The 15,302-nt window shown below is 60.9% G+C and carries 10 protein-coding genes; 7 read left to right on the top strand and 3 right to left on the bottom strand.

Annotated elements, in window-relative coordinates; all coding sequences use genetic code 11:
* Positions 1–126: 126 nt before the first annotated feature.
* The 3 genes from katB to radA are packed head-to-tail and all read left to right on the top strand — an operon-like array spanning position 127 to position 3,667.
* On the top strand, positions 127–1,668 hold the full coding sequence (gene katB, locus CEC48_RS24930) for a catalase KatB (RefSeq protein ID WP_088426155.1): 1,542 nt from the start codon (positions 127–129) through the stop codon (positions 1,666–1,668).
* Positions 1,669–1,724: 56 nt separating this feature from the next.
* Positions 1,725–2,264 (top strand): ankyrin repeat domain-containing protein, encoded by a 540-nt coding sequence (locus CEC48_RS24925; RefSeq protein ID WP_088426154.1) that lies wholly within the window; start codon positions 1,725–1,727, stop codon positions 2,262–2,264.
* Between the two features lie 35 nt (positions 2,265–2,299).
* The gene (radA, locus tag CEC48_RS24920; RefSeq protein ID WP_003215821.1) at positions 2,300–3,667 is read left to right on the top strand and encodes a DNA repair protein RadA; all 1,368 of its coding nucleotides are present in this window, start codon (positions 2,300–2,302) and stop codon (positions 3,665–3,667) included.
* A 113-nt stretch (positions 3,668–3,780) separates the two neighbouring features.
* Here radA and CEC48_RS24910 read toward each other — a convergent pair whose 3' ends face one another.
* Positions 3,781–4,149, bottom strand: coding sequence for a PilZ domain-containing protein (locus tag CEC48_RS24910; protein ID WP_088426152.1), 369 nt, complete (start codon positions 4,147–4,149; stop codon positions 3,781–3,783).
* Positions 4,150–4,322: 173 nt separating this feature from the next.
* Between CEC48_RS24910 and CEC48_RS24905 the strand changes: the two genes are divergently transcribed.
* The 3 genes from CEC48_RS24905 (at position 4,323) to yjiA (ending at position 7,709) form a co-directional block, all read left to right on the top strand.
* The gene (locus tag CEC48_RS24905) at positions 4,323–6,389 is read left to right on the top strand and encodes a carbon starvation CstA family protein (protein ID WP_088426151.1); all 2,067 of its coding nucleotides are present in this window, start codon (positions 4,323–4,325) and stop codon (positions 6,387–6,389) included.
* 15 nt (positions 6,390–6,404) lie between these two features.
* The gene (locus CEC48_RS24900; protein WP_003176208.1) at positions 6,405–6,602 is read left to right on the top strand and encodes a YbdD/YjiX family protein; all 198 of its coding nucleotides are present in this window, start codon (positions 6,405–6,407) and stop codon (positions 6,600–6,602) included.
* A 147-nt stretch (positions 6,603–6,749) separates the two neighbouring features.
* On the top strand, positions 6,750–7,709 hold the full coding sequence (gene yjiA, locus CEC48_RS24895; protein WP_088426150.1) for a GTPase: 960 nt from the start codon (positions 6,750–6,752) through the stop codon (positions 7,707–7,709).
* A gap of 135 nt (positions 7,710–7,844) precedes the next feature.
* Here yjiA and glyA read toward each other — a convergent pair whose 3' ends face one another.
* Both glyA and CEC48_RS24885 read right to left on the bottom strand, forming a co-directional pair.
* Positions 7,845–9,098 carry a serine hydroxymethyltransferase gene (glyA, locus tag CEC48_RS24890; RefSeq protein ID WP_088426149.1) on the bottom strand — a complete coding sequence of 418 codons (1,254 nt, stop codon included), beginning with the start codon at positions 9,096–9,098 and terminating at the stop codon, positions 7,845–7,847.
* A 238-nt stretch (positions 9,099–9,336) separates the two neighbouring features.
* Positions 9,337–13,188 carry a bifunctional diguanylate cyclase/phosphodiesterase gene (locus CEC48_RS24885; protein WP_088426148.1) on the bottom strand — a complete coding sequence of 1,284 codons (3,852 nt, stop codon included), beginning with the start codon at positions 13,186–13,188 and terminating at the stop codon, positions 9,337–9,339.
* Between the two features lie 285 nt (positions 13,189–13,473).
* Between CEC48_RS24885 and ettA the strand changes: the two genes are divergently transcribed.
* Positions 13,474–15,138: an energy-dependent translational throttle protein EttA gene (gene ettA / locus CEC48_RS24880; protein WP_088426147.1), complete on the top strand. Its 1,665-nt coding sequence runs from the start codon at positions 13,474–13,476 to the stop codon at positions 15,136–15,138.
* The last annotated feature ends 164 nt before the right edge of the window (positions 15,139–15,302 follow it).

Genomic DNA, 15,302 nt, shown 5'->3' with positions numbered 1-15,302 from the left:
AGAGGCTTGCCATACTATTTTTTTAATCGGGGTGGTACGGCTTTTCTATTTATCTTCTGACTCGCGGGTCACTAGCCTCTGGCAAGCACAACTCAATGTGCACTAAAAAAACCAGAGGAAACCTCGATGAAAAACCCTATTAGCCGCGGGCCTGTTTCTGCGCGACAGGTGCTGCTCGTAGTGAGCGCCAGTCTTCTTTCGCTGTCCGTACACGCCGCCAACCTCACACGTGATAATGGCGCGGCGGTCGGTGACAATCAGAACTCGCAAACTGCCGGTGCCAATGGCCCGGTGCTGCTGCAAGACGTGCAACTGATCCAGAAGTTGCAGCGCTTTGACCGCGAACGTATCCCGGAGCGTGTGGTGCATGCCCGTGGCACTGGCGCCCACGGTACTTTTACCGTCACCGACAATCTCAGCGACCTGACCAAAGCCAAGGTATTTGCCGCCGGTGAAGCCACGCCGGTATTTGTGCGCTTCTCTGCGGTCGTTCACGGTAACCATTCGCCGGAAACCCTGCGTGACCCGCGCGGCTTTGCCACCAAGTTCTACACCGCCGAAGGCAACTGGGACCTGGTAGGCAATAACTTCCCGACGTTCTTTATTCGCGATGCCATCAAGTTCCCGGACATGGTGCACGCCTTTAAACCAGACCCGCGTACTAACCTGGACGATGACTCCCGTCGTTTTGACTTCTTCTCCCATGTTCCAGAGTCCACGCGTACGCTGACCGAGTTGTATTCGGACTCCGGCACCCCGGCCAGTTACCGGGAAATGGATGGCAACGGTGTACATGCCTACAAGTTGGTCAACGCCAAGGGCGAAGTGCACTACGTCAAGTTCCACTGGAAGAGCCTGCAAGGCATCAAGAACCTAGACCCTAAACAAGTGACTGAAGTACAGGGTCGTGACTACAGCCATATGACCAATGACTTGGTCACGCACATTAACAAGGGCGACTTCCCCAAGTGGGACTTGTATGTGCAAGTGCTCAAGCCTGAAGACTTGGCCAAGTTCGATTTCGACCCCTTGGACGCCACCAAAATCTGGCCAAACGTGCCAGAGCGCAAAGTCGGCCAGATGGTCCTGAACCGCAACCCGGCCAATGTCTTCCAGGAAACCGAGCAAGTGGCCATGGCCCCGGCCAACCTGGTGCCGGGCATCGAGCCGTCGGAAGACCGTCTGCTGCAAGGCCGAGTGTTCTCCTACGCCGACACGCAAATGTACCGCCTGGGGCCAAACGCCCTGCAACTGCCGATCAACGCACCGCGGGTGACCGTCAACAACGGTAACCAGGACGGCGCGATGAACTTCGGTAAAACCACCACCGGCGTGAACTACCAGCCAAGCCGCCTGCTGCCACGGGAAGAGCCGCAAACCGCGCGTTACAGCCAGTCGGCCCTGTCGGGCAGCACCCAGCAGGCGAAGATCCAGCGTGAGCAGAACTTCAAGCAAGCCGGTGACCTGTACCGCTCGTTCAACAAGAAAGAGCGTCAGGACTTGATCGACAACTTCGGCGGCTCCCTGGCCACCACCGACGACGAGAGCAAGCACATCATCCTGTCGTTCCTCTACAAGGCTGATCCGGAGTACGGCACCGGCGTGACCAAGGTCGCCAAGGGTGACCTGGCCCGCGTCAAGGCACTGGCTGAAAAGCTGACTGACTGATTGGTTGGCCCCTGTCGGCGCCCGACCGGGCGTCGACACCTGGCAGGAGAAACGCCATGCGTATCTACATCGCTCTATTCACAGCCTTGCTGGCTTTTACCGCTCATGCCGAGTCGTCCGACCCGGAAGCGGTGAAGACCCAGTTGCAGGATTATTACTTCGACGCCGCCCGTCGTGGCGACGTGGACATGCTCAACACCTTTATCGAGTCCGGCTATTCGCTGAACACCCAGGACGACAAGGGCTACACGGCCTTGATCCTCGCGGCTTATCACGGCGAGGGCGCTTTCGTGGATCGCTTGCTCGCCGCCGGCGCCGATGCCTGCGTACAGGACAAACGCGGCAACACCGCGTTGATGGGCGCCATCTTCAAGGGTGAGCTGAAAATCGCCCAGCGCCTGCTCGCCACCGACTGCAACCCCGACCAACGCAACGGCGCCGGACAAACGGCGGCCATGTATGCCGGGTTGTTCAAGCGCGTCGAATTGCTGGATGAGTTGAAAGCCAAGGGCGCCGACCTCAATGCCGAAGACCCGATCGGCAACAGCGCTTCACGTTTGGCCAGTGGTGAAATCCGTACCCCGGCGCCGCGCTGAGCTATCATCGCGGTTTTTCGGTTGGAGGTTCTCAAATGGCAAAGGCCAAGCGCATGTATGGCTGCACCGAGTGCGGCGCGACCTTTCCCAAGTGGGCCGGCCAGTGCACTGAATGCGGTGCCTGGAACACCCTGACCGAAACCATGATCGAGAGTGGCGGCGCGGTTGCTCCCAGCGGTCGCTCCGGCTGGACCGGGCAACAAACCCAGATCAAGACCCTGGCCGAAGTCAGCGTCGAAGAAATCCCGCGTTTCTCCACGGCCTCCGGTGAATTGGACCGGGTGCTCGGTGGCGGCCTGGTGGACGGCTCGGTGGTGCTGATCGGCGGTGACCCGGGCATCGGCAAATCGACGATCCTGCTGCAAACCCTGTGCAGCATCGCCAGCCGCATGCCGGCGCTGTACGTCACCGGCGAAGAATCCCAGCAACAGGTGGCCATGCGCGCCCGCCGTCTTGGCTTGCCCCAGGACCAACTGCGGGTAATGACCGAAACCTGCATTGAAAGCATCATCGCCACCGCGCGCCTGGAAAAGCCCAAGGTGATGGTGATCGACTCGATCCAGACGATTTTCACCGAACAACTGCAATCGGCACCGGGTGGCGTGTCCCAGGTGCGGGAAAGCGCGGCGCTGCTGGTGCGGTATGCAAAACAGAGCGGTACGGCGATTTTTCTGGTGGGCCACGTAACCAAGGAAGGCGCATTGGCCGGGCCACGGGTGTTGGAGCATATGGTCGACACCGTGCTGTATTTCGAAGGCGAGTCCGACGGGCGGTTGCGGTTGTTGCGCGCGGTGAAGAACCGCTTCGGCGCCGTGAATGAGTTGGGCGTGTTCGCCATGACCGACCGGGGCTTGAAAGAAGTCTCCAACCCGTCGGCGATTTTTCTTACCCGCGCCCAGGAAGAAGTCCCGGGCAGCGTGGTGATGGCAACGTGGGAAGGCACCCGGCCGATGCTGGTAGAAGTGCAGGCGCTGGTGGATGACAGCCACTTGGCCAACCCGCGGCGCGTCACCCTGGGCCTGGATCAGAACCGCCTGGCAATGTTGCTGGCGGTATTGCACCGCCACGGCGGCATTCCCACCCATGACCAGGACGTGTTCCTCAACGTGGTGGGCGGGGTCAAGGTGCTGGAGACCGCCTCCGACCTGGCCTTGATGGCGGCGGTGATGTCCAGCCTGCGTAACCGGCCGTTGCCCCACGACTTGCTGGTGTTTGGCGAAGTGGGGCTGTCGGGTGAAGTGCGACCGGTGCCCAGCGGCCAGGAACGCCTGAAAGAAGCGGCCAAGCATGGCTTCAAGCGGGCGATCGTGCCCAAGGGCAATGCCCCGAAAGAAATGCCGCCAGGCTTGCAGGTGATCGGGGTGACGCGCCTGGAGCAGGCGCTGGATGCGTTATTCGAATAATCAGCAACACCGCAAAACCAATGTGGGAGCGGGCTTGCTCGCGAAGGCGGTGTGTCAGTCGCTGGATATGTTGGCTGAACCACCGCTTTCGCGAGCAAGCCCGCTCCCACATTTTAGATCTCCAGCAAGGCGGCGAACTCCCGATCCAGCTCTTCCTGGTCGCCCAGGTTCAACTCGATTATCCGCCGCAGGTGGCTGATCGAGTCCAGGTCGATGTGTTCGCACACAAACCCCAACTGCCCATGATCGTCATGGGTCAGCCGCACCTGCATCTTCACGTCGGCCTCGGCGTCCAGGTGGATGTCCACGTCGAACGATTCGTAGCGATGGCCCGGCCAGCCTTCCGGCCGTTGCACAAGCAAGCCCTTGAGCGACAAATCCACCAGTTGCACCGGCCAAACATGGCCGTCTTGCACGAGTTCGGTCTTGGCGTCGAAGGCAATTCGTCGGAAACGGCGTCGGTCTGAAGGCTGTTCGCTCATGGTGAAACCCTCTGTGGATAAAAGAATTGTAGCCGTGCGCCATCATGGAGCGATTTTTTCTGCTTTTTTTGCCCCTGCAAGGCTCTAGACCAACGTAGGGGGGTGGCCTTTGAGGCCAGTAGCGCTAAACTCGGGATGGCTGTCTTTCTGTCCACCCTGGCTGGAATATAAAAATGAAAAATAATAATAGCCTGCTACGCCATCTACCGTGGCTGCTGCTGGCAATCGTAGGCGCGTGCGCCCTGGGCGTAGTGGCCTTGCGCCGCGGCGAGGCGATCAACGCCTTGTGGATTGTGGTCGCAGCAGTGGCCATTTATCTGGTTGCTTACCGTTACTACAGTCTGTTCATCGCTAACCATGTGATGCAGCTCGATCCGCTGCGGGCTACCCCCGCCGTGCTCAACAACGACGGTCTGGACTATGTGCCGACCAACAAACACATCCTTTTCGGTCACCACTTCGCGGCCATTGCCGGCGCAGGGCCTTTGGTCGGCCCGGTACTGGCGGCGCAAATGGGCTACCTGCCCGGCACCTTGTGGCTGATCGCCGGCGTGGTACTGGCGGGCGCGGTGCAGGACTTCATGGTCCTGTTCCTATCCACCCGTCGCAACGGCCGTTCCCTGGGGGACATGGTCCGCGAAGAAATGGGCCGCGTGCCTGGGACCATCGCGCTGTTTGGCTGCTTCCTGATCATGATCATCATCCTCGCGGTGCTGGCGCTGATCGTGGTCAAGGCCCTGGCCGAAAGCCCGTGGGGCATCTTCACGGTGATGGCGACCATCCCGATTGCGATGTTCATGGGCATCTACATGCGCTACATCCGCCCAGGCCGTATCGGCGAAATCTCGGTGGTCGGCGTGCTGTTGCTGCTGGGCTCGATCTGGCTGGGCGGGCAGATTGCCGCTGACCCGGTATGGGCCAAGGCCTTCAGCTTCACCGGGATCCAGATCACCTGGATGCTGGTGGGTTATGGCTTTGTCGCCGCCGTGTTGCCGGTGTGGCTGATCCTCGCTCCACGTGACTACCTGTCTACCTTCCTGAAAATCGGCACCATCATCGCCCTGGCGATTGGCATCCTGGTGACCATGCCCGACTTGAAAATGCCGGCGCTGACCCAGTTTATCGATGGCACTGGCCCGGTGTGGAAGGGCGGCCTGTTCCCGTTCCTGTTCATCACCATCGCCTGTGGCGCGGTCTCGGGTTTCCACGCACTGATTTCCTCGGGCACCACGCCCAAGTTGCTGGCCAGTGAAGGGCACGCCCGTTACATCGGCTACGGCGGCATGTTGATGGAGTCGTTCGTGGCCATCATGGCGATGGTTGCCGCTTCGGTGATCGAGCCAGGCGTGTACTTCGCCATGAACAGCCCGGCCGCGATTGTCGGCGCTGACGTGGTGACCGTTGCGCAAACTGTCAGCAGCTGGGGTTTTGCGATTACCCCGGAAGCGTTGCAGGCGGTGGCGCATGACATCGGTGAATCGACCATCCTGGCCCGTGCCGGCGGTGCGCCGACCCTGGCGGTCGGTATCGCGCAGATCCTGCACAGCGTACTGCCGGGTGAAAACACCATGGCGTTCTGGTACCACTTTGCGATCCTGTTCGAAGCGCTGTTCATCCTGACCGCAGTCGACGCCGGTACCCGTGCCGGTCGCTTCATGCTTCAGGATTTGCTCGGCTCCTTCGTGCCGGCGCTCAAGCGTACCGAGTCCTGGACGGCCAACCTGATTGCCACCGCAGGTTGCGTGGCGATGTGGGGTTACCTGCTGTACCAAGGCGTGATCGACCCACTGGGCGGCATCAACACCTTGTGGCCGCTGTTCGGTATCTCCAACCAGATGCTGGCCGGTATCGCGCTGATGCTCGCCACGGTTGTGCTGATCAAAATGAAACGCCAGCGCTACATCTGGGTGACCATGCTGCCGGCGGTCTGGCTGCTGATCTGCACCGTGACCGCAGGCTTCATCAAGCTGTTCGACGCCAACCCGGCGATCGGCTTCCTGTCGCTGGCCAAGAAGTACAGCGATGCCCTGGCTGCCGGCCAGATCCTTGCACCGGCCAAGAGCATCGACCAGATGCAGCACGTGATCTGGAATGCCTACACCAACGCAACGCTGACGGCGCTGTTCCTGTTCGTGGTATTCAGCATCCTGTTCTACGCGCTCAAGGTCGGCATTGCCGCCTGGGGCAAAAAGGAACGTACGGATAAAGAAGCGCCATTCCAGGCCATCCCGGACGCTTGATAGAGGATTGCAATCATGTTCAATGACATCAGTCGCCTCGGTAAATACCTCGGTCAGGCCGCGCGCCTGATGGTCGGCATGCCCGACTACGACACCTACGTCGAGCATATGCAAACCAAACACCCGGACAAGCCGATGATGGACTACAAGGCGTTCTTCAGGGAACGCCAGGAAGCCCGTTACGGCGGCAAGGGTGGGCCCAAGTGCTGCTAGCCCGTTAGTTCGGGTTACGGTGATCCCTTGTGGGAGCGGGCTTGCTCGCGAAGGCGGTCTTTCAGTGATGCATGTGCTGACTGACACGCCGCCTTCGCGAGCAAGCCCGCTCCCACATTTGTTTTGTGTTTCTTTAAGGAGAATTCTTTGTCCTCTCCCATCCCCGTCACCGTCCTCAGCGGCTTTCTTGGCGCTGGCAAGACCACCTTGTTGCGCCACCTGCTCAAGGCCGAGCACGGCTTGAAAATCGCCGTGATCGAAAACGAATTCAGCGACGCCGGTATCGACACCCAACTGCTGGGCAGCGAGCCGGTGCAAGTCATGACGCTGTCCAATGGCTGCGTTTGCTGCACCATCCACACCGACCTGACCAAGGCCCTGTACCTGCTGCTCGAGCGCCTGGACAGCGGCGAGATAGCCTTCGATCGCCTGGTGATCGAGTGCACCGGCCTTGCCGACCCGGCGCCGGTGGCCCAGACCTTTTTCATCGATGAAGACCTGCGCGAGCGTTACATCCTCGACGGCATCATCACCCTGGTGGACGCGGCCCACGCCGAACACCACCTGACCCAGACCATCGCCCAGGCGCAGATCGGTTTTGCCGACCGCCTGCTGGTGAGCAAGCGCGACCTGGTGGACGATGCCACCTTCGACGCCCTCAGCGAGCGCCTGACCCGCATCAACCGCCGCGCACCGATTCGTGTGGTGGAACACGGCAAGATCGACCTTGCCGAACTGCTGGATGTGCGCGGCTTCAACCTCAACGCCGGCATGAGCCTGCGCCCGGTGAGCCAGGCGCCGTCCATCGACCGTATCTCGAGCCTGGTGCTGCGCACCGACCAGCCACTGGATATCGACAAACTCAGCGAGTTCATGAACGAGCTGCTGGAAGACCACGGCAAGCAATTGCTGCGCTACAAGGGCGTGCTGAACATTGCCGGGGAAGACCGGCGCATGGTGTTCCAGGGCGTGCTGAAGCTCTACGGGTTCGATTGGGACACCGAATGGGCCGAGGGCGAGGCGCGGGAAAGTGTGATTGTGTTTATTGCCGACGAGTTGCCGGAGGAGAAGATTCGCGAAGGGTTTGCACGGGTTTACCAACCCTGAGTTGAAACGCAGTCAAAATGTGGGAGCGAGCAAGCCCGCTCCCACATTTGATTGCATTTCAGGCTGAGAAAGCAGGGTTTCCAGGCATAAAAAAGCCCGGCTCAAGAGCCGGGCTTTTCATTCAAACCACTGCAATCAAGCGCCGTATACCGGCAGCTTCTTGCAGATGGCCTTGACCTTCTCACGAACAGAGTCAATCACTGCTTCGTTGGAAAGGTCTGCCAGGATGTCGCAGATCCAGCCAGCCAGTTCCTTGCACTCTGCTTCCTTGAAGCCACGAGTGGTCACAGCCGGGGTGCCGAAGCGCAGGCCGGAGGTGACGAACGGCGAGCGTGGGTCATTCGGTACGGAGTTCTTGTTCACGGTGATGAAAGCCTTGCCCAGAGCGGCATCAGCATCTTTACCGGAGATGTCTTGCTTGATCAGCGACAGCAGGAACAGGTGGTTCTCAGTACCGCCGGACACCACGTCAAAACCGCGCTCGATGAACACGCCGGCCATGGCCTTGGCGTTTTTCACCACTTGCTGCTGGTAGGTCTTGAACTCAGGCTGCAGGGCTTCCTTGAAGCAGATCGCTTTAGCGGCGATCACGTGCTCCAGCGGGCCGCCTTGGCCGCCTGGGAATACGGCGGAGTTCAGCTTCTTCTCGATCTCGGCGTTGGCGCGAGCCAGGATCAGGCCGCCACGTGGACCGCGCAGGGTCTTATGGGTAGTGGTGGTCACCACGTCAGCGAATGGCACCGGGTTCGGGTAGACGCCAGCGGCGACCAGACCGGCCACGTGGGCCATGTCGACGAACAGGTAGGCGCCAACCTTGTCAGCGATCGCGCGAAAGCGTGGGAAATCCAGGATCTGCGAGTAGGCAGAGAAACCGGCCACGATCATTTTTGGCTTGTGCTCAACAGCCAGGCGCTCGACTTCGTCGTAGTCGATCAGGCCGTTGCCGTCGATGCCGTACTGAACGGCGTTGTACAGCTTGCCGGAGGAGGAAACGCTGGCGCCGTGCGTCAGGTGACCGCCGTGGGCCAGGCTCATGCCCAGGATGGTGTCGCCCGCTTGCAGCAGGGCCAGGTAAACGGCGCTGTTGGCTTGGGAGCCGGCGTGTGGCTGGACGTTGGCGTAATCGGCGCCGAACAGTTCCTTGGCGCGGTCGATGGCCAGTTGCTCAACGATGTCGACGTACTCGCAACCGCCGTAGTAACGCTTGCCTGGGTAGCCTTCGGCGTACTTGTTGGTCAGAACCGAACCTTGAGCCTCCATAACCGCAGGGCTGGTGTAGTTTTCCGAAGCGATCAGCTCAATGTGCTCTTCCTGGCGCACGGCTTCTTGCTCCATGGCGGCAAAGAGATCGGCGTCGTACTTGGCAATAGTCAAATCACGGCTGAACATGGCGGTCCTCAAGGATCGGGGGCAGAAAAGAAGCGCATTCTAACCCAATGGGTTTTAGATGGCATATGAAAGGACATCATGTCGCGGACAAGCGGGGCTCATCTGGGGATAGGTGGTGTTTGTTCGGGCCCCTTCGCGAGCAAGCCCGCTCCCACATTCAATCGGGTTCCTTCAGGTGGAATACGGTCGAATGTGTGGGCTTGCTCGCGAAGGGGCCATCAGCATCACCTGATGGGTTTCAGTCAAACATGAACAGCGCGTCATTGCTGAACTGCGCCTCAAACCGGTTCGCCGGCATCGGCCGCCCGAACAGGTAGCCCTGAACCTCATCGCACCCGTGCTCCCGCAGGAAGTCCAGCTGCTCATGGGTTTCCACACCCTCGGCGATCACCGCCAGGTTCAGGCTGTGGGCCATGGCGATAATGGCGCGGGCAATCTGCGCGTCCTGCTCACCCGACGGCAGGCCGTCGACAAAGGTGCGGTCGATCTTCAGCACGTCAATTGGGAACTGCTTGAGGTAGTTCAGCGACGAATAACCGGTGCCGAAGTCGTCTACCGCAATACTCAGGCCGAGGTTTTTCAGGCTGGCGAGGATCTGCATCGCCTCGTTAACCTCGCGCATCAGGATACTTTCGGTCAGCTCCAGCTCCAGGCACGCCGGCGGCAGGCCGGTATCCTTGAGGATGGTGGCGATGCGCTCGCCCAATTGCCCGTCGGAGAACTGCCGGGCCGAGATGTTGACCGACACCTTGGGCACCCGCACCTTGTTCTGGTGCCAGGTCTTGAGTTGGCGGCAGGCTTCACTGATCACCCAGTCGCCCACGTCCACCACCAGCCCCAATTCCTCCAGCACTGGAATGAAGTCCCCCGGCGGCACCAGCCCGCGACGCGGATGGCGCCAGCGCAGCAGGGCTTCGGCGCCGGTCAGGCGTTTGCCGTCGCCGCTGAACTGCGGCTGGTAATACAGCACGAACTCGTCCTGTTCCAGGGCGTGGCGCAGGTCGCTTTCCAGCTCCAGGCGCTCCAGGGCGCTGGCGTTCATGTCGGCCTGGTAGAACTGGAAGTTGTTCTTGCCGCGCTCCTTGGCGTGGTACATCGCCGTGTCGGCGTTCTTCATCAACTGGCTCAATTCGTTGCCGTCTTGAGGGCTCAAGGCGATGCCGATACTGGCCGTAACGAAGAACTCGCGGCCTTCCAGCACGAAAGGTTTCACCAGGCTGGCGAGAATCTGCTCGGCCACGCTGATCGCCCGGTTCAGCGCCATCTCGCGGCTGACCCGCGGTTGCAGGAGCAAGGTGAACTCGTCGCCGCCCATGCGCGCCACGGTGTCGTCTTCGGCTACGCAGCCCAGCAGGCGGGTGGCCATTTCCTTGAGCATGCGGTCGCCGGCGGCGTGGCCCAGGGAGTCGTTGATCGGCTTGAAGCGGTCGAGGTCGAGGAACATCAACACCACCCACGACTTCTGCCGTTCCGCCGACTGCAACGCGGTGTGCAGGCGGTCCTGGAACAGCGTGCGGTTGGGCAGGTGGGTGAGGGCGTCGTAATAGGCCAGGCGGTGGATGCGCTGTTCGCTGGCCTTGCGCTCGCTGATGTCACTGAAGAAGCACACGTAGCTGGCCAGGTCGCCTTCGTCATCGAACACGGCGGTAATCCCGACCCAGGCCGGGTAATGTTCGCCGTTGCGGCGCTTGAGCCACACTTCGCCTTCCCAGGTGCTGTGCTGGTGCAATTGCTTGAGCACGTAGCGCAGGTGGGCTTCTTGCTGTTCGTCGACGGTGAGCATGTTCGGCAACTGGTCGAGCACGTCTGCCACTGCGTAGCCGCTGACCCGGCTGAACGCCTCGTTGGCCTGCACGATATAGCCGGCCGGGTCGGTGATCAGGATCGCCGAGGTGGAGTGTTCGAATACCGTGGCCGCCATGCGCAGGTCTTTTTCCGCACGGCGTTGCTGGCTGATATCACGACCCACGCCGAGGATGCCTTCGAACGCGCCGTGTTCGTCCCACACCAGCACCAGGCGCAGTTCGATCGGGATCTTGCGCCCGTCAGCCCGCAGGCAGTCGAACAGGAATAGCTGGGTCTGCACGTCGTTGCGCAAGGCTGCCAGGGATTCGGGTTTGTCGAGCGCGCGGCTGACTTGCTCCACCAGGGAGTAGATACCGCTCAGTTGCTGCGGGTTGGCGATGGTCGACTGCCAACCGTTTTCGAAGATCCAGTCCACGTCATAGCCCAGCACCGCGTTCACCGATGGGCTGACGTAGTTGAGGGCCAGCTTGCTGTCGGTGGAAAAGATCACGTCGCTGATGCTTTCGGCCAGCATGCGGTAGCGCTGTTCGCTGTCGCGCAGGGACTCGCTGGCCTCGATCTGGTCGGTGATGTCTTTGGCCACGCCGATGATGCGCGTCACCTGGTCGGTCTTGTCCCGGGCGAGGGCCTGTTCACGGATGTCGAAGCGCCGCCATTGGTTGTTACGGTGGCGAAAACGCAGCTGGCATTGCAGTTGGGTCAAGTAGCCGGCCTGGCGCTGTTGCAGGCGCAGGTCGTGGTAGCGCTCGGCGTCTTCGGGGTGCAGCAGGATTTCCCAGAAGTACTCGCCCATCTGCTGCAACTCGGGCTTGTTGTAGCCCAGCGTGTGGCCCAGGTGGTGGTTGCTGAAAATCATCCGCTGGCTGATGACGTCCTGCACGTACAGGTGATCGGGCACGGTGCGCACCACGTCCGACCAGAAACCCTCGCGCTCCACCAGCGACAACTCGATCAGCTTGCGGCTGGTGATGTCGCTGATGCTCAGGATCACGGCCTTGAAGTCGTCCTGCTGTTCCGGCAGGCGCATCACCAGCCACAGGTATTGGTCGTTGCCTTCGACGTCGCTGAGCTGGATTTCCAGTTCGAGCTGATTCTGCTGGGTCAGTACCGCGTCGATCACCTGGTTGCCGATGGCGGTGGGGCTCGACGGGCAGGCGTCGATCAGGCGTTCCCAGGCCTGCTCGCAGGAGGCGACATTCAGCAGGCGCACCGCCACCTGATTGACCTCGGTGATGCGCAGCTCCTTGAGCAGTTGCTGGCGTTGTTCCGGATTCTCTTGCAGCAACTGTTGCAACTGTTCGCGGGTCTGCAATTGGGCTTTATCGAAAAACACACGCAGGCCCGACAGGTCGAGCACACACAGCGCCACGCCGGTGCCTTCGAAAATATCCTGGTAGCGGCGGCGCCCCTCGTGCACCTGGCGTTGGCGGCGGCGCATGTTCAGCAGCACGATCACCGGGATCAGCGAGAAGGCCAGGCCCAGCAGGCATTTGCCGATAAAGGCCGGCAGCAGTTGCTCCAGCACAGCGGCGCGGTCGAACAGGCCGCGCAGTTGCCAGTCGCTCTTGCTCAGGGGCGTGACCAGTACACTTTTGTTCAATTCGTCCGGGGTCAACGACGAGGCCCACTGCGCCGGCATGCCGCTGTCACGGCTGACCACGCGGTGGTTGAGGCGGTTTTCGATGACCCACATTGGCCGCTGGCCCTGGCCGTCCTGGCGGGTCAGGTTGGCCAGGTAATTGGGCGCCAGGCGCAGGGCCCAGTACATCTTGGCGCCGCCGCTGGGCTGGTGCAGCAGCAGGTAGATGACGGTGCCGTCGTTGTTGTTGCTCAGGTAATAGGACTGGGCGTGGCTGCGCTTGACCAGTTCTTCGAGCCAGGCACTGTCCTGGCTGTCGTTGGCGCTGTCGCTGATCATCGAGCCGCTGGGGGCGAGCAGGGCGACGCTGCGCAGCTCCGGCAGGGAGCGTTGCAGGGTGCGCATCAGGATTTGTTGCTGTTCGGTGTCCCGCGGCGGCTCGACGATCGGTAGCAGGTTCAGCGCGATCTGCGCACTGAGGGCCATGTTCAGGCTGATCTGCTCGGCCAGGTCGGCGCTGTAGTCGATGGTGTATTGCTGCTGGTTTTTCTGGTTTTGCTGCAATTGGTCCAGCAGTTGCCAGAACAATAACGCGAGCAGCAGCAATACTAGCGTCGCCAATGCGCCCTTGAGGGTTCCGTGCAGGGGCGCTCCCGGCGCTATATGAGCGGCGCGCAGGGGAGTTGGCGGCGTGACGTTGGACAAACTGTGATCCTGCGGTTTGGCTGGACTGGCGCGCGACGTGCACTATAAGCCGGACGCCCGGAGGGCGGCTAGCATGCCTTGTGTTGTGGCAAAGTGCCAGCCCCGCCTGGCTGGACTGCCCTCCCGCATTCAGGTAGCTTTGCCGGTTACGCGAGGGCGTTCCAGCCCCAGACAATCAGGCATCTACCGTACGCAGGCATTGATAGACATCAACGGCCCGCGCGGCGCATGGCCTGGCACGGGCTTCGCCCGCTTAATTCATCAGTCACTGACGCTAGGTTCACCATGGCTCAATACGTCTTCACCATGCATCGGCTGGGAAAAGTTGTTCCGCCGAAGCGGGAAATCCTGAAAAACATTTCTCTGTCCTTCTTCCCGGGCGCCAAGATCGGCGTGCTCGGCCTCAACGGTTCGGGTAAATCCACCCTGTTGAAAATCATGGCCGGCGTCGACACCGAGTTCGACGGCGAAGCCCGCCCGATGCCCGACCTGAACATCGGCTACCTGCCGCAAGAGCCGATCCTGGACCCGACCAAGACCGTGCGTGAAGTGGTCGAGGAAGCGGTCAGCGTGATCAAGAACGCTCAGGCGCGCCTGGACGAGGTTTACGCGGCTTACGCTGACGAAGATGCCGACTTCGACAAACTGGCGGCAGAACAGGCCAAGCTCGAAGCCATCCTGCAAGCCAGCGACGGTCACAACCTGGATCGCCAGCTGGAAGTCGCCGCCGATGCGCTGCGCCTGCCGGCGTGGGACGCCAAGGTTGAACACCTGTCCGGTGGTGAAAAGCGTCGTGTGGCCCTGTGCCGCCTGCTGCTGTCGGCCCCCGACATGCTGCTGCTCGACGAACCGACCAACCACTTGGACGCCGATTCTGTCGCCTGGCTGGAACACTTCCTCCATGACTTCCCGGGCACCGTGGTTGCGATCACGCACGACCGGTACTTCCTGGACAACGTTGCCGGCTGGATTCTGGAACTCGACCGTGGCGCCGGTATCCCTTACGAGGGCAACTACTCTGGTTGGCTGGAAGCCAAGTCCGACCGTCTGGCAGCCGAATCCAAGCAGCAGTCGGCCCATGAAAAGGCCATGAAAGACGAGCTGGAATGGGTGCGTAAAGGCGCCAAGGCGCGTCAGTCGAAATCCAAGGCGCGTCTGCAACGCTTTGAGGAAATGCAGTCCCAGGAATTCCAGAAGCGTTCCGAGACCAACGAAATCTACATCCCGGCCGGTCCGCGCCTAGGTGACAAGGTCATCGAGTTCAAGAACGTCTGCAAGGGCTACGGCGATCGCGTGTTGATCGACAACCTGTCGTTCTCCATGCCTAAAGGCGCCATCGTCGGCGTGATCGGCGGTAACGGTGCTGGTAAATCCACCCTGTTCCGCATGCTGATGGGCAAGGAACAACCGGACTCGGGCACCATCGAAGTCGGCGAAACCGTGCAACTGGCTTGCGTTGATCAGAGCCGCGACGACCTCGACGGCAGCAAGACGGTGTTCCAGCAGATTTCCGACGGTTCCGACCAGATCCGTATCGGCAACTATGAAATCCCGTCGCGCACCTACGTGGGTCGCTTCAACTTCAAGGGCGGCGACCAGCAGAAGTTCGTCAAGGACCTGTCCGGTGGTGAGCGCGGTCGCTTGCACCTGGCCCTGACCCTGAAAGAAGGCGGCAACGTCTTGCTGCTCGACGAACCGTCAAACGACCTCGACGTTGAAACCCTGCGTTCCCTGGAAGAAGCCCTGCTGGACTTCCCGGGCGCCGCCATTGTGATCTCTCACGATCGGTGGTTCCTTGACCGTGTGGCCACTCACATCCTGGCGTACGAAGACGACTCCCAAGCGGTGTTCTTCGAAGGCAACTACACCGAATACGAAGCCGATCGCAAGAAACGCCTCGGCGAAGCCGCTGCCCAGCCGCATCGTGTACGGCACAAAAAACTGGCTTGATTCGGGTTGGTGGTTTGAAAAAGCGGGGCCTTCGGGCTAATGCCGATCAGTTAAGCCCTCTTGCTTGACCTTTGGCCGCAAGAAATCAAAATCCGATGCCTGTATTGGCATCGGATTTTTTTATGCGTCTCGCTCGGGCACTGGAACTGACTCACAACATCGCC

The sequence above is a fragment of the Pseudomonas sp. K2I15 genome (assembly GCF_002204795.1).
Classification (GTDB): domain Bacteria; phylum Pseudomonadota; class Gammaproteobacteria; order Pseudomonadales; family Pseudomonadaceae; genus Aquipseudomonas.
The sequence above is the reverse complement of the archived record's forward strand: the minus strand, read 5'-3'. Positions and strand labels throughout refer to the sequence as shown.